Raw genomic sequence first — 18,237 nt, 5'->3', positions numbered from 1 at the left:
TCCGCCCCCTATTCGGCCGGCCCGGCGAACCGCAGCTTCTGAGGGGTCAATCGCTCGAGACCTCCGGCCGAAGCCAGGCGAATGCTCAGCTCCTCAAGGAGGCTCGGGTAGTCTCGGCGGCTGCGGACTGCGAAGGCCGGTGCGACCTTCGCGAAACGCCTGACGAGGATGTCCCGATAGTCGCCACTGACCTTCAACATGTCGGCCAAGGCCGCTCCGGTATGCTCTGTAAGCGCGAGGATTCCCCGGCTCTTCTCCTCCTCGGCGTGGCGGCCACGGGGAACCGGGGCGACGAGCAGACGGCCCTGGGAGAGCGTGAAGCGAACGGTGTGCATCGATCCACCTTTCAGGTCGGTCTGCATGACCACTGTGGCGATCGACATGCCGCTCTGGAGCCGGTCGCGTTGCACCAAGTTGGGCGGAGTCGCCGGAACGCCGAACGATTGCTCGCTGATGAGAGCCCCGCCTCGCTCGACGATCTCGTCCGCCAGGCGACGATTCTCGCTCGGGTAGACCTTGTCGAGCCCGTTAGCGAGGACGGCGACGGTGTAGCCGACGCTATCAAGCGCCGCGCGATGGGAGTGAGCGTCAATCCCTTTGGCTAGCCCGCTCACGATCCCCCAACCGTCGTTGACGAGGATCGCGACGAGGCGACGCGTGACCTCGACTCCGAATTCCGACGGCTCGCGAGTGCCGATGCAGGCGACGTTGCGGAGGTCGTTCCTGAGATGCCCCTTCACATAAAGGACTAGCGGGCCATCCGGAAGAGCACGGAGGAGAGGCGGGAAGGCGTCGTCGAAATTGGTGACGATCTGCACCCCGAGCTCGGCGGCCTTTTCGATCGTCCGGCGAGCTTTATCGGCGGCCGCGGCCCAGTTCTTCTTGTCGCGGACAGCCTGCTCCGCGCGCGTGGAGACGCCGTCCTGTGCCGAGGCGTGCCTCGCGATATCGTCGAGGGTTTCGAACTCGTGGGCCAGGACGGACGCCGTTCTTGGCCCCACGCCGGGGAGTCCGAGGAGCGTCAGCACCCCTTCGGCTGTTCGGCATGAGTGGTCGAGCTTCGACACGGCGTGCGCCTCCTGTTCGGATACTCCTATTTTGGGCGCACGGCATCCAGGATTCAAGTGTTCAGTATGCCCGGAATTTCGCGGCGCGGTGTTCGTACCAGAACGGTCGATTCTGGGCAACGGGAGTCGCGGCAGCGTCCCTTAGAAACACGTTAACTGAGTCGGCAACCTCTTCGCGCATCCACGCTCGCGCGATCTAATGGCCCGATCCTTCTCGATCTGGGGTCATCCCTGACGACGCCGTCAGGTCGTAGGGCAGCGCCCAGGGGCGTCGATGCTGGAAGAACTCATCGGTCTCGGCGAGCAGGTCTTTCCTGCCGAGGTGCGCCCAAAGTGGCTGAAGTATCTCGGAGCCGCTCGTCGGATCTCTTCCGGGGATTCTCTGGATGAAGTCGCGAGAAGTCTGGGGCTCCATAAACCTACTTTGCGTAAGATCGCGGAGGCTCCGGACACGCTAAAAGCGGTCTTGGGCGTAGAGGCATCGGCGATCGCGACAGATGACCGTACTCGCCGCGAGAAGCAACTGGGCCAGATGCTATTGGGTGTCGCAGCGGAAAATGCCTTCGTCGCCAGATACGAGATCGGCCTCGAGTCACAGGGGCTTCGACTCGAAGATCTCCGAGAGGGACGCGGCAACAGCGACTATCACGTCAAGCTTGGAGAATCGAGCTGGTGCCAGTTGAACATCAAGTTTCACGGGTCCCGATTCCAGAAAGCTCGGGAGTTGGTTGGCCTTGATCCCGAGGATTCGTTCGCTCTCGCGACGTACAAGATCAACAGCGCTCTAGAGGAGCAGGTCGCGAAGGGCATCCCGTATGTCTTCGCAATCATCGGAGTGACCGATATTTCCGGGATCACCATCGGGCAGGCGATCCCGACCGCCTTGCAGGACGCCAACGCCTTGATCGCGATGTCGACCAAGAGCGGGATCAAAAAGCGAGACTTTGAGGACGCGATAGCCAACCACATGGCCAGCACGAACGCCCCGCCTTACCCCGAGACTTACCGGAGAATCCAGGCCGGCCACTGGTACATGATCTCCGCGGCGAAGGCGATGCGGTTGATGCTTGAGAAGCTTTTCCAACGCGTTTACGCCTTGCGCGTTCATCGGTTCGCCCAAAACTATAGGACTGCCGAAGTCGATATGCACTTCTCCCTCGGAGAGGACCTGCTGCCGTTCGAAACCTTCCTGGAGCGGCTTCGAGCCGAAGGCCCGGAGGTGATGCACCGACACCTCGTCGAGGGCGTGTACTGACCCGCCGCCGTGCCGCTTCGCGAACGAGCGGCCCCGCGCTCATTAAAATCACCCGTCGAGTCGGCAGGCCCTTCGCGCATCCATGATCGCGCGAGAGAATCGGCGGGCACTGTTGCGAGGCTCGAGAAGCGCACGGAACTCATCTGCACTCGCGTCCACGAACTGCCCGTTCGCTTGGGACCTGGACGTAGCAACCCATCTTGTGCTCCGGAATCGATCCTAAAGTCTTTCGGTAACCGCGTTCGACGCCGAGCGCTCGATCAGAAGCCTCGCATTCCTGTTGAGGCGTTCAATTCCGACCTGGGGACCAAACCCGATGAGCGTGGCGCTGACCGACGAGATCGCCAAGATTGCATCCATTGACCTGTTCAGACGCTCCACGAAGGGGGACTTCGAGACAGGGATCTTCGTGGGTCGCCCCTTCTCCGTCGACTACGACCGAGCCTACCTGCTGGTGGCCGACGCGTGGAAGGCCCGCGCCCAGGGGATCCCCCAGGGGACGTTCCTGCTCGCCTACTACGAGAACGAAGACTCGGTTTCGGAGACCTTGCTCCTGCGAGCCCTGCGGCCCTCGAAACTGCCGACCGACGGCGACGTCATCAGCTCGATGGTCGAGTATTACAAGGACAACCTGAGGACCGCGGGGAAGCAGACGAACCTCGACAGCTTCACCAGGTACGAATTCAGCTTCTCCGGCCTGGAATGCAGGGTCCTGGGGACGTTCTATCGGGACGGCGACGGCAAGACCCACTTCGGTGCCGACGTCGAGAACTTCTACAGCGCCCACAACTACAGCGTGGTGAAGCCGAACCGGGACGTGCTCGAGGCGATCGTCAACTTCAGGGAGGGCGACATCGTCGGGAAGCCGACCGACATTCGCCTGGGGAAGGTCCGCTACTCCTCCACCCGCCGATTCCAGGCGGCCTGCGAGGACGTCCCCGTCTTCGTGAGCCCCCGCGACTTCCTGGGCAAGCGCACGGCCCTGTTCGGCATGACACGGACCGGCAAGTCGAACACCGTCAAGAAGATCATCCAGGCGACGGTCCTCATGAGCGAGCAGGCCGGTTCCGTGTTGGCGAAGGCGGCCGTCAAAGGAGGGGGCGAGAATCTGGACCCGTTCTCGGAGGACGGCGTGCCCGAATACCCGGTGGGCCAGATCATCTTCGACATCAACGGCGAGTACGCCAACCCGAACACGCAGGACGAAGGCACGGCGATCTACGAGATCTATGAGAAGGTCGTCACGCGATACAGCGTCCTCGACAAGCCCGGCTTCAAGGTGCTCAAGGTCAACTTCTACCAGGACACCCTTTCCGGGTTCGAGCTCGTGCGGAGCCACCTCGCGACGGTGGCGGCCGATTACTCCAAGAGCTTCAATTCGGCCGACCTGGCGGAGCCCGAGGACAAATCGGACCACTCGGCCATGACCCGGTGGGCGAGGAAAACGGCCGCCTACCAATGCTGCCTCTATCGAGCGGGCTTCAAGGCGCCGGCGAACTTCCGTGTGAAATTCCAGGGGAACGCGGACGTCAACAAGCTGGTGCGCGACGACGGGAGCCTCGATCCGAGCAAGGGCCTGTCGCTCGAGGACGCCACCACTTGGTTCAGCGCCGTCTGGGACAATTACGAGGCCCCGTTCTTCGCCGACTACAAACGGAAGAAGGGTCACGAGTGGGCCGACGAAGACCTCAAGGCGATGATGATCTTCCTCACCCGCAAGAAGGTGCCAGGCGGAAGCCCAACGATCTCGGGCTACCTGAAGCTCAGGGATCTGGTCGGGCTCCACACTGAGACGGTCGGGAAGCCCTTCGAAGAAGAGATCATCGAGGAACTCAGGAAGGGCCGCATCATCATTGTGGACCTTTCCCAGGGCGACCCGGAGATTCAGCGCCTCTATTCCGAGCGGATCTGCCGCCAGATCTTCGCGAATGCGATGGGGCGATTCATCAAGAACCTCCCGAACAACTTCGTTCAGTTCTACTTCGAGGAGGCCCACAACCTCTTCCCGCGGAAGGAGGACAAGGACCTGAGCCAGATCTACAACCGGATCGCGAAGGAGGGCGCGAAGCTGAACCTGGGCCTGATCTACGCCACCCAGGAGGTGAGTTCGATCGGGGGCAACATCCTCAAGAACACCCAGAACTGGTTCATCGCCCACCTCAACAACGACGACGAGACCCGGGAGATCAGGAAGTACTACGACTTCGGCGACTTCACGGACTCGCTGGTGAGGTTCAGCGCCAGCGACGACAAGGGCTTCGTCCGCATGAAGACCTATTCCAACCCGTTCGTTGTCCCGGTCCAGATCGACCGGTTCTCCTCGGGCAAGGGAGAGGGTTGATCCATGGGATTCTCGAGCAAGAACGGGCGCCCTTACGAGTTCGCCAGCAAGACGTCGCACACCCACGTGATCAACGACGCCGAGGTCAAGGCGTTCCTGGCCGGTTGCGACCTGCCGAGGCCCGGCGAGGACGTGCACGTCCCCGGCGATCGCTGCGTCCGGGTTCCCCCGCTGGCGACGAACCCGATCAAGCACATCATCGCGGTGGACGGCGGCTACTCCGAGGTTGCCGTCCAGAAGAAATTCCCGTCCGCCACGGTCTGCTTCTTCCAGTTCGGCGTGCTCAAGTTCGCGGTCAACGACCTCGAGGCGATCGGGCTGCAGCCGTTCATCGAGCCGGACGACATCGCCAAGTTGAAGCGGATCGAGCGGCTGAAGCTGGTCATCCCGGTGCGGAACGTGACGACGAAGGGCGACGCCACACTCACCCAATCCGTCCGCCGGTCGGTCTACGACTTCTACGCGAAGAACCCGTCGGATGACCGCCTGATCGAGACCCTCAAGTGGCTCGTCTTCCAGGAATACGGCGAGAAGCGATCCGTGTGGCCGTTGGCCAGCTGCCCGGGCTGCGGGGCCAGGCAGGTGCCGCTCGAGCGATCGAAGATGAGGAAGGACCACACCTTCGACTGCCCCGAGTGTGCGGGGAAGCTCTACCTGACGGACGTCCTCCGCCTCCACGAGGCGATCGACGACGAGCTCGGCGCCGGTGGGATGCTGGCTTACCTGATGACCGCCACCGAGCAGATGCTCCTCGTCCACCTCATCCGCATCATACTGCGGACGAAGCCGTCACTCCTGTCTCAGATCATGCTGATCAAGGATGGCCCGCTCGCCTACTTCGGGCAGACCGCCAACCTGCACGAGCCGATGAGGGAGTTGATTCGGCACCTGCTCAAAAAGCACAACATCTACATGGTAGGTCTGGAGAAGAGCGGGGGCTTCGTCGAGCACGCCGACGAGATTGCCGAGAGGCTGGAGCCCGGGACTGCCCTTCTACTCGACGACGAATATATCTACCGCTACATCATCCCCGGCAAGGCCGACCCAAAAGAGCCCTACGGCCGGAGCACGTACTACAGCCACAAGGTGATCTTCAAAACGGAGACTGGGCAGCTCCACGTCGTCTCGATCCCGACCACCGAGGCGAACTGGAAGCTGGCGCCCGCGGCCTATCCGAACTTATCCCTACTGCTCCAGAACGTCGCCAAGCTGAAGTGCGACATGTACGACAACGCGCTGATGCCGATCGCGCTCGTGAACAAGCTGGTCTCACTGGCCGACCACCCGAGCAGCCGGATCCTCGAGCAGTTTGCCATCGAGTCGATGGGGCTCTAGCCCGCCGCCATCGACGTTTAGAAAAGCTCCGACTGCCCGTTCCCATTCCCTACGACCTTCTTCGGCCGACCGCGTTTCCTCGCCTCGGGGGCTGGGGGCTCTATCGCTTCGATGGCCGCATCGGCGACGAGCGGCACAACGGCGGTCTCGGCGGCGTGCGGCTCGAACCGGAACTGGCTGGCGTCGAGGTAATCCTCGTTGTGCTCGATGGCGATCCAGCGCCTGCCCTCTTCCTCGCAGGACGCGCCGGTGGTGTTGCTCCCCGCGAAGGGGTCGAGCACCATGTCACCCGGGTCCGTCAGGAAGCGGATGAAGAACGAGGGGAGCTGAATCGGGAACCTGGCGGGATGGGGCTTCTTGCCCATCTGCTTGCATCGCTCCAAGTAATGGCCGTTCGCGTCGTTGTTGCCGCAGATGATGATGTTGCCCGGGATCGAGCCGCCGTTGTCCTTGAATTTCTTCGTGATGATGTGGCCGGACGGGCGGGTCTTCGGCTTGTAGCCCCGGACGAGCAGCCGCTTCATGTCGTCGCTGTATTCCTGGAGCACCTTCGTGTTGCTGGCCTTTGGGTTGGGCGTCTTCGAGAGCCACCAGACGCACTCGACCGAATCCTTGACGCGGATCTTCCGGACGTTGACCCACTCCGCGGGCGACGGGAGCTTCGCGGGGTTGTACCAGAAGAACTCCTGGGCCAGGTGGAGCCCCGTCTTCCGGCAGAGGGCGATCAGCAGCTCGAAGTGGTAGAGCGACCGGGTCGGCTGTCCGGGGGTCCACGCACCGCCGATGTCGATCACGATGCTGCCGTCGTCCGGGATGATTCGCTTGAACTCGTCGGCGAACGGCAAGAACCAATCGACGTACTCGCCTTGGTCCTTGTTCCCATATTCCTTCTTGAAGTGAAGGGCGTACGGCGGTGAGGTCATCACGAGGTTGACGCTACCGTCCGGGATCGAACGCATGAACTCGAGCGAGTCCGCCACGTAAGCTTTGCCGAGCGGCGTTTCGTAGAGAGGTTTCATGGTCATGGGCCCAAGACGTCGCCGATGGCCTCTTCGAGGTGCTCTCGCCAGTGGCCGGCGGCTTTCGGAGGAACCTTCTGCATGATGACGAGATAGTCGGGGTGTTGCGGGCGTCGCTCGAGGTTAGCGGAGGCGCAAAAGAGGTATTTCCAGACGCCGGTTTGATTGAAGAGGCAGGCCGCGAGGATGTCGAATTCGTCCGCCTTGTATCCACGGGCCGGGCCGCCGCCGATTTGATTTCTCGTCTTCTGAATCTCGACCTTGAAGCCGTCCTTGAAGACCGCGTCCCCGCTCCGTACGTTCTTGCACTCGACCTGAAGCTCTCGCCCGCGGACCTTGATCGGGAAGTCCGGCAGCCCGTCCGAATCCCTCCAGTGAACCTCCTCGACGACGCCGCGTTTCTGAAGCTCGACGAGATCTTTGTAGAGGAACCACTCGGCGAGCTTGCCTTTCACGTCCACCTGGGCACGGAAGCCGCGTTCGATGGCGGAGAGGATGTCCCAAGCGCTGGCGTTGAAGAGTTGTTCGAGAGGGTGCTGGACGACCAGCCCGTTCTCATAGAGCTGCGGCGGCATCCTTGCCTCCCCCGCCGCGTCATCCTTGACGCGGGAAGTACGGAACAAACGCCCATTATACCGGGCGCAAAGTACGCTGCCAGATCATCTTACGAAATATCGACGCTTCGCCCGAAGGCGGGCGCTACCAAGGAGTTATCGGAAAAAAGCGGAGGATCGATGAGGGAGGGACCGGGCGACGTTCAAAGAACCTTCGCTGGGAACCTCTCGCCCGCCGGTCCTCAGCGGGGGTCACCCGCCTGGTCGTCGAGCGGATACCCGCACGACATACTCGACGCCGCCCATCGTGAAGGCGAAGCCGTCGGCGCCGGAGTCTTGGACGCCGGACGGCTGCTCGGAGAGGATCAGCGTCCCCACGAATAGCTCCTCGTCCGTATCCGGTTGCCGCTCGACCTCCTCCACGGCCTGCTTGAGAGTGTCGCGCAGCCATTGGGCGAGGTCTTGATCACAGGGTGCCTGGCCAGATCCGTTCATCGACAATTCCTTCCAAGCCGTCCAAGTGGCTCGCGGGATCGCACGTCACCCAGGCGGCCATTGTAACCGCCGCAAGTAGGGAGTCGAGATAGACTTCGGTTCGACTACTCGACTCGGCCGGTCATCTGGTGGGTGTTCCGGTCGCCCGCGGTCCCGCCGTAGCTGAACCGCCTGGCGTAATCGGCCCGGTAAACTCGCTTCAGGGTCTCGACTGTGTCGGCCGGGTCCCCGGGCTCGATGCCGACGACGTCGTTGCCGAGCAGGTAAGCCTCGCGGCAGCCGCCCTCGAGGAGGGCGAAGACCGCGACGGGGACGAGCATCACCTGGGCGAGCATCACGCTGCCGACGTGCGGGGCCTCCTTGGTGCCGCCATTCCACGCCTCACCGAGCGTCATGTTCGGGATGCCCAGGCAGTGCCCGAGGATCTTCCTCCCCTGCTCGGTGACGTCGAGCAAGAGCCGGTAGCTCAGACCGCACGCCTCCAGGGTCAGCGGGATGATCCCGTAGGGCTCCAGGTCTCTCCAGCCGGATATCGTCTTCAAGGTATGAGCTCCCCGAGGGGTCGGAAAAAAACCGAAGTGGTCGTCGCCCGCCCCTCGGGTGAGCCGAGGATCGGGGGATCTGTCTACACGGATAGAGCCCACCGTCCGGAGCCGACGCACCCCGTGGGGCACGCCGTACACAGAACGACTCCGAACGATAGGCGGATCGGACTATGGCACGAAGGGCGTTGCCGTCACCACAGCCTCAGCCCGATCTGCATGACCGTCCAGCCGAGAAGGTAGGCGTATGCTTCCTCCGTCGCTTCGGAGAGAGGGCCGAGCCCAGAGTGTGACAGGACGTGCTGGACGGAGTGGAGCGCCTCGTGGGAGACGATCCCTCCGCCCGGTTTCGCGTCGAACCAGATGAGATGGCTTCTCTCGTCCGTCCGGTAGAAAGTCGTCGCATTACGACATTTGCTCAACCAGGCAAGGGACTGAGGTTCACCGAACGTCTTATCGAACCAGCTTTCTGCCTGCTCTCGGGTCCCGCCGACCCGAACGAAGAGCACGTATTGCCAGACGTCGTTCTCGATCTTGAAACTGCGGATGCGTTTCGCGGGTCGCTTCTTCTTCAATCGCCTCCTAGCTGAGATAGCGGTGCATGAGGTAGGCATAGAGAAACGTCGCGCCCACGGAGGCGAGGAGGATCACGGGAATGATCCAAAGCGGTGCCAGGACCCAAACCCAGGACCATGCGATGTGGCCGGTCAGCTTGAGGGCGACGAACACGAGCGAGAGCGCGGGCAGGTAGCGCATTGTCCTCCGAAACAAGCGACCGACGGCCGTGCCGACTTGCGCGGCAACGGGAAGGCGAGGAAAGGAGACGCAGACCCGAGGAGATTGGCCTCGACTCGGATGCGCAAAAACTTCGCCACACTCTTAGGCGGTGTGTTGCCGCCAGAACGTACAGCGCCGCCACTCTGCAGCCGTCGAGCCGCTTGCAGTTCGACGGTAGCGCGAGTGGCGGGCCGTAATCAACAACGGAAGTCGGCGGGCTTTAAGCCGGTTCGTCCGTGTCGGCTTCTCCTTCGACAGGAGCTTCGTCCGCAGGGAGGGCGCCCTTGGCGATGGCCACGATCTGATCGACCTGGCTGTCCAACTCGTCCAGGTCTTCCGGGCTCACGGTCCCTTGTTCGATCTTTGCCTTGAGCTCGACGATCAGCGTCTTCTGCTCCTCGACGACCGAGACGACCTGCTTGAACCCTTCTACGAGATCCTGAACGCTTTCCAACGCGTCCGCGACGTCCGACTTCAGCTCTTGAATATCAGCCATGATCACCCTTTGTAATTTCAGATACACGTCAAAGTAGTACTCCGCGTCGGGCCGCTGTTCGCACCGAAAGAGATTCGCGATCGAACGTAACAGAGCCATCCGCCTCCCTTGCGACTATGGAATCGAGCCGACCGTATCACTCTCCCGCGGCTTGCTCAACGGTGATACGTTCAGCCCAGCAGCGGGCGGAAGACCCGTGGCCGTTATAAATGCGACGCTTTCGCGTTGCCGAGGCGATCGCAGAGAGCCGGATGCGTCGAGAGGCGCTTGTCCGGATCGGCGGAAGCTGTGCGGGACAAATGTTCGCGGTCCGCGAGCAGCAAAACCGCACCTCGATCCAATTGCTCGAGAACAGGGGCGACGGAGAAAAGGCCCTTCGGGGCTCGGATCAAGCGAAGTGGTGCAAATCCACGCCAGGGGGCGAGCGGCACAGCCGCGACGCGGCGGACGGGGTGGAAGCCCTCAGATAAGCCGCGCTCAACCTGGACCAAGCGAGGGGAGCAGCATGCCAGCGATGGCATGTTCCGGCACGACCGAGCCGGGGAGGTCCGCGAAGGCGGACGCCGCGAATAGCTCAACCTTTGAAGGGCGCGAGCCCGAGCTGGTGAGCGTGACGAGAGATGGAGCCGAACCGCGAAGGATCGGCGTGCTGGGGTAAGCGCGGATTTCTGTGTTCGACGCGCCGAAATGACCCGACGGTCGAAACCACTCCCTGACGGGAGTCGGGGAGACGAGCACGCCGACCGGGGCCTACAACCCCTAGCGACATGACTCGATGCGTGACGTTCGATCCTAATCCGGGAGTGTCCGCGGGAGCACCGCGATGGCGGCTTCCGCCTGGTCAGCGGAACGAACGCGCGGACAGGGAGACGGACTGAGTAGGGAGCCGAGGCGGCAAGGCAGTCGCGGAGGCGTGCGTGGCTCTGCGGAGCCGGGTCAACGAAAGGTCCGATGCGATCACCACCCCGGCGACGGTCCCACCGTGGGACGTCTGACGACAGCGACGGCGGCTTAAATGGCTCGGGCCCTGACGGGAACGAGCACCTTAAGAGCGAGGGAGGTTGGACCGGCATTCCATGTATTGGGGCCACTCGATACTGGAACATGGGATCGTAGCGAGGATCTCCTGAGCCCGAGAAGGTTGGACAGGTTTTGAGCGTGCTCCACAGCGGAGCCGGTTTCGCTTTGAGGTCCCGTCTGCCGGTGGGCGTTACTCACACCGGCTTCAGAGGTGCCGTGCCCGTCGTTCGCCCCTACCGTTGCGTCGCGACCTCCGTCGGCGGCTTCGTCCAGCAGCTCGCCGTCGCGTACGTCTGCCGTGGCTATCACTTCTACTCGAGCTCCGTCATCCCGGACGACAAGGACCCGGCCGAAGTCGACGAGAAGCTCATCGCCCGCTACGGGATCGCGTGCTCCAAGTGGGAGCGTGCCCGCCGTAAGCGGGCCGGGATCGCCAGCGTCCAGTACCTCAGGCACCGGCGCTCCATCGTTATCGTCGCGACCAAGGGGAGCGGGCGGTTCTTCGAGGAGGAGGCGTTCCGGGACTTCCGCCGTCGCCCGTTCTACTTCGCCGGTTATTCGATCTCGTGCAAGCGAGGGAGGGACGGCAGGCTCCACCCCTCCGTGAGGCTCTCCCGTCGTCAGATGGCGTTGCTCAAAGCGTTCGTGATGGAGGCCGCCGTGCGGCGGGACGTGGCGTCCCTGGGCCGGTTCTTCTCGTCGCTCGACGTCGAGCCGTACGCACCCGTGGTGCGGCAACTGTTCGAGCTCCTCCGTCTCGCGAACCGTGTTCGCGCGCCGCTCCGTCTGGAGCCGGTCCCGCACTCGTGCCTCCCGCTCAGGCGGCGGGTGCTCCGACCGTTCGATTGACGCCGCCGTGCGGCGCCCGGGCAAATCCCCGAGCGGTTTGGACGTGCGGAGCGGGTCCCGATTCCGACGACCTGCCCGCTCCGCTCTCGGCGTGGCCACGCCTGCCCCGGTGGTATCAGAAACCCTTGGCTCCGACTAGCAGCGTAAATCCCGAGCAGTTTCACCGGGAAGAAATAAAGTGAAACAATTGTTTGACAGTTTGAGCCGATTCGTGAGATGGTCGCATCTAGATGGATGAAGCGGTGTCGAGCCGCCACGACAAGGGGGAAATATGGTCATCGGATATCACGCGGTAGAGCAAGCAATGAAGGCGGTGTTCGCCGGAAATTGCAGCCTGTGCAACTGGTTTCACGAGCGAGGCGAGGGCGGCGACTCCTTCGATGAAACCTGGGAGGCGGCGGTTCACCGGGTCATGCTGAAGCTCGACGCTTCAGAGTCTTGCCGGGACGACGTGAACGACCTGCTTGCCGAAGTGACGGCGAAAGACGACCTCGAAAGTGCCCACGCGGACGGCCTGGCCCAGCACGAATGGGACAACAACCCGGCATTGAGAGAAGCCGCGGCTCTGGCTCGGGAGATTGAGGCATACGGTGACCGGCTCCGCGAGGAGCGAGCGAGCGAGTAATCAACCCAATCGAAAGCAAACAAATCCCGGCCGCAAGCCGGGCGGCATTTCAGAGGCAAAATGGGCGTTGCAGCTTACAACCGGGGAACCAAAAAACTGTCGCGGGATATCGACCGCGAGTTCCCATCGCTAAACGAACAACTTCTTGCCGACTTAAACGACCACGTGACCGGAAAGACTCGCCTGTTCTGCGACACCGTTGCGCGGTTCGACGAGTCGCGCGGCGGTTGGTGGGTAATGAACCGTCCCGAGGATGGGTGGGCATCGCACGGGCACTTCTATCCGCGACTCCGAGACATCGCGAAAGAGTATCGAGTTGGGTTCGCTTGCTTTGGCCAAGACCAGTATTCGGCGAGGGTCGACTTAATCACTTTCTAAAAAAACTACCCGGCCGCAAGCCGGGCCACTGCTCCGAAGGCATCATGAACGACGACATTTTGGAAACCATCAAGAAACTCGCGAACCACTACGCCGACGGTGAAAAGGCCAACAACCCGAACTGTGACCGCGAGGCTGTGTTCGAGGCCAAGTTTATCGGCTTGGCTCACGCCCTCGATTACGTCTGGGACGAAGAGGACGGACGCTGGCGGCATCGGGACGAGCCGGAAGGAAATATGGCCTACGAGCGGCGTGCGGCGTGGGAGGTTTGCTACGGCGACGAAGAACGCGAAGCAGAAGCGGAATACATCGCGGCCCGCGCCGAAGAGAAAGCACGTGAGGAGAACCGGCAACCGTGAGGGCCGGGCTGAGCGAAAAGGAACGGGATGGCTTCCCGTCGCGGGCATGGCTGACATCCGCCCTGATGGCCTTCACCCTGAACGGGGGCGAGGAGGTCGAAGAGACTCGGGCGTCGGTCATGCTGCTGCTCTTCGACTTCCACGCGGCGCGGATGTCCGCGACTCGTGCGGGAATCGAGGCGGCGGAGCGTTATCGGCGGGGCGAGCTGTGAGCTGAGAACGGGAGTTTTGGATTAGCCGACTGAAGACGGAGGGAAAAGCGATGGAACGAAGAAAGCAAATCGACGCGGTGAAGTTGAACGGGCGGGGACGGGTCGGCTATCGGCTGACTTGCGAGGGGCAGGAGTTCACCCTTGTGCGGAGCGTGCCGCGTCCCGAGCGGCTCTACCCGGTGAACGAGAAGCTCGAAGCCGCAGAGGTGGCCGGGTTCAAGTGGTTCACGGACGAGGGCGGCGAATTACGCGGGGTCCGGGTCTGAAACCTAATTTATTAAATAATGCAAATGGGTTGTTGACAGTTTGAGCATAATCGTGAGATGGTCGCATCAGAACAAGGGGAGTGTGGAGCTGCCCCGCAAATGAATAGAGGAATATGGACCATTTCACGATTCGAGAAGTCACGGTGAATTACAGGGGGCCGAAGCGAAAGGCGGGGTCGATTACCGAGCCTTGGCTCGCTGCCGAGTTCATCCGGAAGGTTCTGCCGAACAACTCCCAAGAGCACTTCATCGCGGTCTACTTGGCTGGCGACCATTCTCCGATTGCTTACTCAGTTGTTCATACCGGGACGGCGATTTGCTCACCAGCGAGTTCCCGAGAAGTGCTTCAACGCGGGTGCCTGCTCGGAGCTTGCGGGCTCATCGTGGCCCACAACCACCCCTCTGGGGCTTCTGACCCGTCCCCGCAGGACCGCGACATTACCGAGAAGCTTCGGCAAGCGGCCGAGCTGGTCGGAATGAAGCTGCTCGACCACCTCGTTGTGACTGAAACCGAGTTCACGAGCATCATTCACTGAGACTAACCGAAGGGGGCCGCAAGGCCCCGCACGAAGGCGCAGGAAGTGGACGAATTAAAAATTGCCCCAGAAATGATTTCAGATTGCTGCAGCCGTTCTATAGACGGCGAGATTGACTCCGACGGGTGGGGCAGATGCAGCGACTGCAAGGAGTGGAGCAAAGCGATTCCGGTTGACGATGACAAAGACGCAGCACTTGATTTGCTCCTCGAAGACCTGGCCGCGGTTTTCAAGCGGCACGGGGTGAGTATCGAAAAACGCACAAGCACCGAAGAAGCGGGCTATTTCGAAAACTGGTCGCTCGAAGGCGACGGGGTTGAAATCGAGTTGGAAGAATTGATGGATTGGCTAGACGACAGCAACACCGAGCCGCCGACGCAGGCCGAAATTAAAGCCAACTCCGACTTCGCAAGGAATTGGGCTCAGGCGCTTAGCGGTCCCTGGCGCGCGGCAAAGGTGCTCGTGCAAGACGAAGACGGCGGCGAATGGCGGGAGTTGGTGCAGGTCGGTTGAACGCAAAGGGGTCGCGAGGCCCCGCACGAAGGCACGGAGATGGATTACGACGACATTGACCCGGTTTATTCCGCGCAGCTCTATGAGCGGCAAAGAGCCCCGGAAATTGAAGCGAGAATCGAAGAGGCTGAAGCACGGGCGATGGAACAAGAAGCACAAGAAGCGGAAATGACACGGAGGAACATGCGGAAACAATGGATTGAGTTTGACCATCCGAAGAAGCGCGGGATTTCGGCCCGAATTCTGGTGCGGGCCTCGGCGGTGCAAGGGCTCGAAGAGGACGGCGACCGGTGCGAGCTTCAGCTCAGCTTCGGTGCCGTGTCGGTCAGCGGGTCATTTGAGGAGAACGCCGCGAAACTTCGGGCGATAGAGAGCGAGGAGTAAACGAAGTAGGAACGGGACGGGCCGCAAGGCCCTCCCCTGAACTCTTCCCTCCCGGCAGAGGGGAGGACAGGGCGAGCTCGGTGCGGAACCGACACGAGGGGCGAGAGAACGGGCTGGCGGCGGCTGCTCTGCTCGGGCCTGGCACGGACCCCGAAGAGAATCAGGACCGGGTGCGAAGGCAGGGCAGAGAGTTGTGCACAGGAGCGGTGGAGCCCACCCAGGCGAAACCCCTCCTGTGTGCAACTCGGGCGAGCCAGCACGGGCCGAAGCAGCAGGAAAGAGACTTATCAACGGGAGCGGTGGAGGCCCACCCAGGCCGGAACCCCTCCGGTTGATAAGTCGGGCGAATTAACGACGAAGAACGACAACAGAGGAACATGGCAAAGGTAATCAATCTGCGGGTAGAGAACATTCTCGGGCTCGCGAAAGCAGAAGCGAAGCCGAACGGCAAATCGGTGACCATCGGCGGCGAGAACGGTCAGGGCAAGAGCAGCCTTCAGAACGCGTTGAAGATGATTCTCGGGGGCAAGGACTTCGTGCCAGCGGAGCCGGTGAAGCGTGGCGCCGAGAAGGGCACGGGGCACCTGGTGCTCGACAACGGTTTTGAAATCGACTTCGAGGTCATGCCCGACCGGAAGACGAAGTTGAAGATTCGCCAGCAGGGGAACACGAAATTCACGTCGGACTCGGTGACGCTCCTGAAGGAGTTGTTCGGCTCGCTGTCGTTCGACCCCGGCGAGTGGATGGCGATGCCTCCCAAGGCGAAGCTCGAGACCCTCCGGAAGCTGACTGGCTTGGACTTCACCGAGTTTAACGCGAAGCGAGACGAGGCATACGAGAGCCGCACCGAGCACGGCCGCGAGTTGAAGCGGCTCGAGGGCCAACTCAGCGGGCTGGCGTGGCATGAGGACGCCCCGAAGGCGGAGGTGTCAATCGTGGACCTGACTCGCGAGCTCGACGCCGCCCAATCGGCCATCGCGACCCACGACAAGCAGGTCGCCGCGGTCGAGGCCCTGGAGAAGAGCGTTCGCGAGCGTGACGAGCAAATCGAGGACATCGACGCGGACCTCGCTCGTCTGGAGGCGAAGAAGAAATCCCTCGCCGAGAAGCGGGCAGCCGACGCGAGCCGCGCCGAGAAGGGCAAGGCCTTGACCGACAGCTTCCAGCGACCCGACGTCGAGGCCATCCGGGCACGCCAAGCCACCGTTGAGGCGACGAACCGCAAGGTCAGGGAGAACGGGCAACGTGCGGCGGTGCAGGCCGAGCTGACAGCGGCGATGCAAGCCGTGGCCAAGCTGACGAAGCAAATCGAATCTGTGGACGCGGAGAAAGCCAAACTGCTCGCGGGCGCGAAGCTGCCGGTCGAGGGCCTCCGGTTCGACGAGGACTCCATCCGGTTCAAGGATTCGCCCTGGGAGCAGTGCAGCGAAGCCGAGCAATGGGACGTCGCGACGGCCATCTCGTTTGCCCTGAACCCGCAGGGCGTGGTGTTCATGTCGCGGAGCGGCGGGCTGGACAAGCGAAGCCGGGCTCGGGTGATGCAGCGGGCGGCCGAGCGGGGCGTGCAGCTCTTTCTCGAAGCGGTCGACGATGCCCAAGACGTGCAGATCGTCATCCACCACGGCGAGGTCGTAGCGGACCGCCTGGAACCGGCGGCCAGCGAGGCGAACGAGGTCCACGGGTAGTGAAGGAAGAGATTTGTCCACGGCCGCGGTGGAGCCCTACCAGGCGAAACCCCGGCGGTGGGCAAGTCGGGCGGATAACAAGGAGGCTGCAAGCCTCGGGAAGAAGAGACGGAACGGACATGAAGGCAGCGAAGAGATTGGCAGCGGTCGCGATGGCGGCATTACTCACGGGTTGCGGCGGAAGCGGCGGGGGGAGTGGAGACGGAGGCCACGGCGAGGGCGAGTCCTTTGCGGGCATCTGGAAGGGCGAAATCAGCATCGTGCGGAACAACTGCAACCTGGCGGCGGACGACACGATTCAGACCACGCTCACGGTCAATCAGGCCGATAGCGAGGTGGTGGTCGACATTCCCAGCGGGGACACGTTCACGGGCACAGCGACCGACACCCGACTCAACGCGAGCAAGGTGGAGGCTATCGAGTGTCCGGGCGGGACCCTCTCTCAGCAAATCGAGTTCGGGCGGGATGCGGGCAGCGACGACGCCCTCGTCACGATTCAGTTCACCACCCGGTGCGGGGCGTTCCAGTGCGACCTGAACTACCTTGGTTCGCTCAAGCGGACGGTCGGCTGAGAAAAAGGATGTCGGGGACTAGCGTGCATGTCGTAGGGCGTGCATCCTCCTCCCGGCCTAGCCCTTGTTGGACTCGGCCTTCCGCTTCTCCTCGTGGGCTTCGTTGTACCAATTACGGATGTCGAGGAAGACGTCGTAGTCCTCCTCGGTGGCCCCGGCTCGGTCGAGGAGCGTTAGGGCCTGGCTGATCGCGGTTTCGTGGCCGATGAGGGCGTACATCTGGATCCAGACCGAAAGCTCGGGGTGCATGAGGTGGGAGACCGAGCACCCGCCCCGCCTGTTCGGTCCGACGTAGCACGGCAGATAGATGAGCTCGGTCTTCTTCCCGGCCTTGGCGTTGTTCTCCGCGCTCCGATGGGCCGACCCGAAGCACGCCCCGCAGTTCAGCCTGGGGTTGAAGACGGAGTGTCTGATTCGCTCTCGGAGGGCGTCGAGGAAGCCGTCTCCGAATCGTCCTTTTTTGAATCCTTATCCTCCTTCTCGGCTTCCTTCTCCTTGATCATGTAGCAGTAGCCGAGGGTCTGCTTCTCGTCGATATCCATCTCGGCGACGAAGTCCGCGAACGCCTGCTTCGAGAACGTCGGCCACTTGCCTCCGTCGAGAACCTTCCAATCGACGAACAGGTCCCGGCCCTGGTCGACGAGGTGGTAGGCGTGCCAGGAATTCAAAGCACCCTGATACTTCTTCCACTCTTTATTGATCGGGTCGGATTCGTCTTCGGGGTTGGGCGGAGCCTCGGGGCGGTCGATGCCAGCCCGCTTTATCGTGCCCATCACGTCGATGTTCGTATTGTTCCTCACGGCCATCGGCATGCGTTTGACGGTAAATTCGAGGAACGGATTTTCCAAGGGATACGGCACGGTGTACCGCACTGGGCGGTTGTCGCGATTGCGATAGCGGTCAACGATGGACATGGGGCTCCTGTGATCAGCGTATGATCAACGCTTAGCACGGAAG

General features: G+C 62.2%; 23 protein-coding genes. 13 read left to right on the top strand and 10 right to left on the bottom strand.

Going from position 1 to position 18,237, the window contains the following annotated elements:
* Positions 1–8: 8 nt before the first annotated feature.
* Positions 9–1,067 (bottom strand): DNA-processing protein DprA, encoded by a 1,059-nt coding sequence (locus EP7_RS21975; protein ID WP_463524287.1) that lies wholly within the window; start codon positions 1,065–1,067, stop codon positions 9–11.
* A 274-nt stretch (positions 1,068–1,341) separates the two neighbouring features.
* Between EP7_RS21975 and EP7_RS21970 the strand changes: the two genes are divergently transcribed.
* From EP7_RS21970 to EP7_RS21960, 3 genes are all read left to right on the top strand, one after another.
* Positions 1,342–2,322, top strand: coding sequence for a hypothetical protein (locus EP7_RS21970; RefSeq protein ID WP_463524286.1), 981 nt, complete (start codon positions 1,342–1,344; stop codon positions 2,320–2,322).
* A 316-nt stretch (positions 2,323–2,638) separates the two neighbouring features.
* Positions 2,639–4,663: an ATP-binding protein gene (locus EP7_RS21965; RefSeq protein WP_463524285.1), complete on the top strand. Its 2,025-nt coding sequence runs from the start codon at positions 2,639–2,641 to the stop codon at positions 4,661–4,663.
* A 3-nt stretch (positions 4,664–4,666) separates the two neighbouring features.
* On the top strand, positions 4,667–5,998 hold the full coding sequence (locus EP7_RS21960; protein WP_463524284.1) for a DNA double-strand break repair nuclease NurA: 1,332 nt from the start codon (positions 4,667–4,669) through the stop codon (positions 5,996–5,998).
* Between the two features lie 17 nt (positions 5,999–6,015).
* On the opposite strand, the gene EP7_RS21955 is transcribed toward EP7_RS21960, so the two are convergent.
* From EP7_RS21955 to EP7_RS21925, 7 genes are all read right to left on the bottom strand, one after another.
* Positions 6,016–7,023: a DNA-methyltransferase gene (locus tag EP7_RS21955; protein WP_463524283.1), complete on the bottom strand. Its 1,008-nt coding sequence runs from the start codon at positions 7,021–7,023 to the stop codon at positions 6,016–6,018.
* Positions 7,020–7,592 carry a hypothetical protein gene (locus tag EP7_RS21950; RefSeq protein WP_463524282.1) on the bottom strand — a complete coding sequence of 191 codons (573 nt, stop codon included), beginning with the start codon at positions 7,590–7,592 and terminating at the stop codon, positions 7,020–7,022. Before EP7_RS21950 ends, EP7_RS21955 begins: the two co-directional genes overlap by 4 nt.
* Before the next feature lie 231 nt (positions 7,593–7,823).
* The gene (locus tag EP7_RS21945) at positions 7,824–8,066 is read right to left on the bottom strand and encodes a hypothetical protein (protein ID WP_463524281.1); all 243 of its coding nucleotides are present in this window, start codon (positions 8,064–8,066) and stop codon (positions 7,824–7,826) included.
* Positions 8,067–8,170: 104 nt separating this feature from the next.
* Positions 8,171–8,608 (bottom strand): hypothetical protein, encoded by a 438-nt coding sequence (locus EP7_RS21940; protein WP_463524280.1) that lies wholly within the window; start codon positions 8,606–8,608, stop codon positions 8,171–8,173.
* Positions 8,609–8,802: 194 nt separating this feature from the next.
* Positions 8,803–9,183 carry a hypothetical protein gene (locus EP7_RS21935; protein WP_463524279.1) on the bottom strand — a complete coding sequence of 127 codons (381 nt, stop codon included), beginning with the start codon at positions 9,181–9,183 and terminating at the stop codon, positions 8,803–8,805.
* A gap of 7 nt (positions 9,184–9,190) precedes the next feature.
* Complete coding sequence (locus EP7_RS21930) at positions 9,191–9,379, bottom strand: hypothetical protein (protein WP_463524278.1); 189 nt, start codon at positions 9,377–9,379, stop codon at positions 9,191–9,193.
* Between the two features lie 226 nt (positions 9,380–9,605).
* Positions 9,606–9,980, bottom strand: a complete 375-nt coding sequence (locus tag EP7_RS21925; protein ID WP_463524277.1) for a hypothetical protein — start codon at positions 9,978–9,980, stop codon at positions 9,606–9,608.
* A gap of 1,137 nt (positions 9,981–11,117) precedes the next feature.
* Between EP7_RS21925 and EP7_RS21920 the strand changes: the two genes are divergently transcribed.
* The 10 genes from EP7_RS21920 to EP7_RS21875 all read left to right on the top strand — a co-directional run bounded on the left by EP7_RS21920 (position 11,118) and on the right by EP7_RS21875 (position 17,280).
* Positions 11,118–11,750, top strand: coding sequence for a hypothetical protein (locus tag EP7_RS21920; RefSeq protein ID WP_463524276.1), 633 nt, complete (start codon positions 11,118–11,120; stop codon positions 11,748–11,750).
* Positions 11,751–12,021: 271 nt separating this feature from the next.
* Positions 12,022–12,375, top strand: coding sequence for a hypothetical protein (locus tag EP7_RS21915; protein ID WP_463524275.1), 354 nt, complete (start codon positions 12,022–12,024; stop codon positions 12,373–12,375).
* Positions 12,376–12,797: 422 nt separating this feature from the next.
* Complete coding sequence (locus EP7_RS21910; RefSeq protein WP_463524274.1) at positions 12,798–13,112, top strand: hypothetical protein; 315 nt, start codon at positions 12,798–12,800, stop codon at positions 13,110–13,112.
* Positions 13,109–13,324: a hypothetical protein gene (locus tag EP7_RS21905; RefSeq protein WP_463524273.1), complete on the top strand. Its 216-nt coding sequence runs from the start codon at positions 13,109–13,111 to the stop codon at positions 13,322–13,324. The genes EP7_RS21910 and EP7_RS21905 overlap by 4 nt, the downstream gene beginning before the upstream one ends.
* A 50-nt stretch (positions 13,325–13,374) precedes the next feature.
* Positions 13,375–13,590, top strand: a complete 216-nt coding sequence (locus EP7_RS21900; RefSeq protein WP_463524272.1) for a hypothetical protein — start codon at positions 13,375–13,377, stop codon at positions 13,588–13,590.
* A 113-nt stretch (positions 13,591–13,703) separates the two neighbouring features.
* Positions 13,704–14,126, top strand: a complete 423-nt coding sequence (locus tag EP7_RS21895) for a JAB domain-containing protein (RefSeq protein WP_463524271.1) — start codon at positions 13,704–13,706, stop codon at positions 14,124–14,126.
* A gap of 45 nt (positions 14,127–14,171) precedes the next feature.
* Positions 14,172–14,639 (top strand): hypothetical protein, encoded by a 468-nt coding sequence (locus EP7_RS21890; RefSeq protein WP_463524270.1) that lies wholly within the window; start codon positions 14,172–14,174, stop codon positions 14,637–14,639.
* A gap of 39 nt (positions 14,640–14,678) precedes the next feature.
* Positions 14,679–15,023: a hypothetical protein gene (locus EP7_RS21885; RefSeq protein ID WP_463524269.1), complete on the top strand. Its 345-nt coding sequence runs from the start codon at positions 14,679–14,681 to the stop codon at positions 15,021–15,023.
* A gap of 377 nt (positions 15,024–15,400) precedes the next feature.
* The gene (locus tag EP7_RS21880; RefSeq protein ID WP_463524268.1) at positions 15,401–16,708 is read left to right on the top strand and encodes an AAA family ATPase; all 1,308 of its coding nucleotides are present in this window, start codon (positions 15,401–15,403) and stop codon (positions 16,706–16,708) included.
* Positions 16,709–16,827: 119 nt separating this feature from the next.
* Positions 16,828–17,280, top strand: coding sequence for a hypothetical protein (locus EP7_RS21875; RefSeq protein ID WP_463524267.1), 453 nt, complete (start codon positions 16,828–16,830; stop codon positions 17,278–17,280).
* A gap of 57 nt (positions 17,281–17,337) precedes the next feature.
* Here the strand turns inward: EP7_RS21875 and EP7_RS21870 are convergent, their stop codons facing one another.
* Together EP7_RS21870 and EP7_RS21865 are read right to left on the bottom strand one after the other, a co-directional pair.
* Positions 17,338–17,529: a hypothetical protein gene (locus EP7_RS21870; protein ID WP_463524266.1), complete on the bottom strand. Its 192-nt coding sequence runs from the start codon at positions 17,527–17,529 to the stop codon at positions 17,338–17,340.
* Between the two features lie 134 nt (positions 17,530–17,663).
* Positions 17,664–18,194, bottom strand: a complete 531-nt coding sequence (locus tag EP7_RS21865; protein ID WP_463524265.1) for a hypothetical protein — start codon at positions 18,192–18,194, stop codon at positions 17,664–17,666.
* Between the last annotated feature and the right edge of the window lie 43 nt (positions 18,195–18,237).

The organism is Isosphaeraceae bacterium EP7 (genome assembly GCA_038400315.1).
Classification (GTDB): domain Bacteria; phylum Planctomycetota; class Planctomycetia; order Isosphaerales; family Isosphaeraceae; genus EP7.
The sequence above is the reverse complement of the archived record's forward strand: the minus strand, read 5'-3'. Positions and strand labels throughout refer to the sequence as shown.

What these genes read in the sequence shown, in the direction of transcription:
- EP7_RS21915 (WP_463524275.1), top strand. Translation starts at nt 12,022, where the DNA reads ATGGTCATCGGATATCACGCGGTAGAGCAAGCAATGAAGGCGGTGTTC.
- EP7_RS21910 (WP_463524274.1), top strand. Translation starts at nt 12,798, where the DNA reads ATGAACGACGACATTTTGGAAACCATCAAGAAACTCGCGAACCACTAC.
- EP7_RS21955 (WP_463524283.1), bottom strand. Translation starts at nt 7,023, where the DNA reads ATGACCATGAAACCTCTCTACGAAACGCCGCTCGGCAAAGCTTACGTG.
- EP7_RS21865 (WP_463524265.1), bottom strand. Translation starts at nt 18,194, where the DNA reads ATGTCCATCGTTGACCGCTATCGCAATCGCGACAACCGCCCAGTGCGG.
- EP7_RS21970 (WP_463524286.1), top strand. Translation starts at nt 1,342, where the DNA reads ATGCTGGAAGAACTCATCGGTCTCGGCGAGCAGGTCTTTCCTGCCGAG.
- EP7_RS21950 (WP_463524282.1), bottom strand. Translation starts at nt 7,592, where the DNA reads ATGCCGCCGCAGCTCTATGAGAACGGGCTGGTCGTCCAGCACCCTCTC.
- EP7_RS21900 (WP_463524272.1), top strand. Translation starts at nt 13,375, where the DNA reads ATGGAACGAAGAAAGCAAATCGACGCGGTGAAGTTGAACGGGCGGGGA.
- EP7_RS21880 (WP_463524268.1), top strand. Translation starts at nt 15,401, where the DNA reads ATGGCAAAGGTAATCAATCTGCGGGTAGAGAACATTCTCGGGCTCGCG.
- EP7_RS21945 (WP_463524281.1), bottom strand. Translation starts at nt 8,066, where the DNA reads ATGAACGGATCTGGCCAGGCACCCTGTGATCAAGACCTCGCCCAATGG.
- EP7_RS21875 (WP_463524267.1), top strand. Translation starts at nt 16,828, where the DNA reads ATGAAGGCAGCGAAGAGATTGGCAGCGGTCGCGATGGCGGCATTACTC.
- EP7_RS21885 (WP_463524269.1), top strand. Translation starts at nt 14,679, where the DNA reads ATGGATTACGACGACATTGACCCGGTTTATTCCGCGCAGCTCTATGAG.
- EP7_RS21870 (WP_463524266.1), bottom strand. Translation starts at nt 17,529, where the DNA reads ATGCACCCCGAGCTTTCGGTCTGGATCCAGATGTACGCCCTCATCGGC.
- EP7_RS21960 (WP_463524284.1), top strand. Translation starts at nt 4,667, where the DNA reads ATGGGATTCTCGAGCAAGAACGGGCGCCCTTACGAGTTCGCCAGCAAG.
- EP7_RS21965 (WP_463524285.1), top strand. Translation starts at nt 2,639, where the DNA reads ATGAGCGTGGCGCTGACCGACGAGATCGCCAAGATTGCATCCATTGAC.
- EP7_RS21925 (WP_463524277.1), bottom strand. Translation starts at nt 9,980, where the DNA reads ATGGCTCTGTTACGTTCGATCGCGAATCTCTTTCGGTGCGAACAGCGG.
- EP7_RS21895 (WP_463524271.1), top strand. Translation starts at nt 13,704, where the DNA reads ATGGACCATTTCACGATTCGAGAAGTCACGGTGAATTACAGGGGGCCG.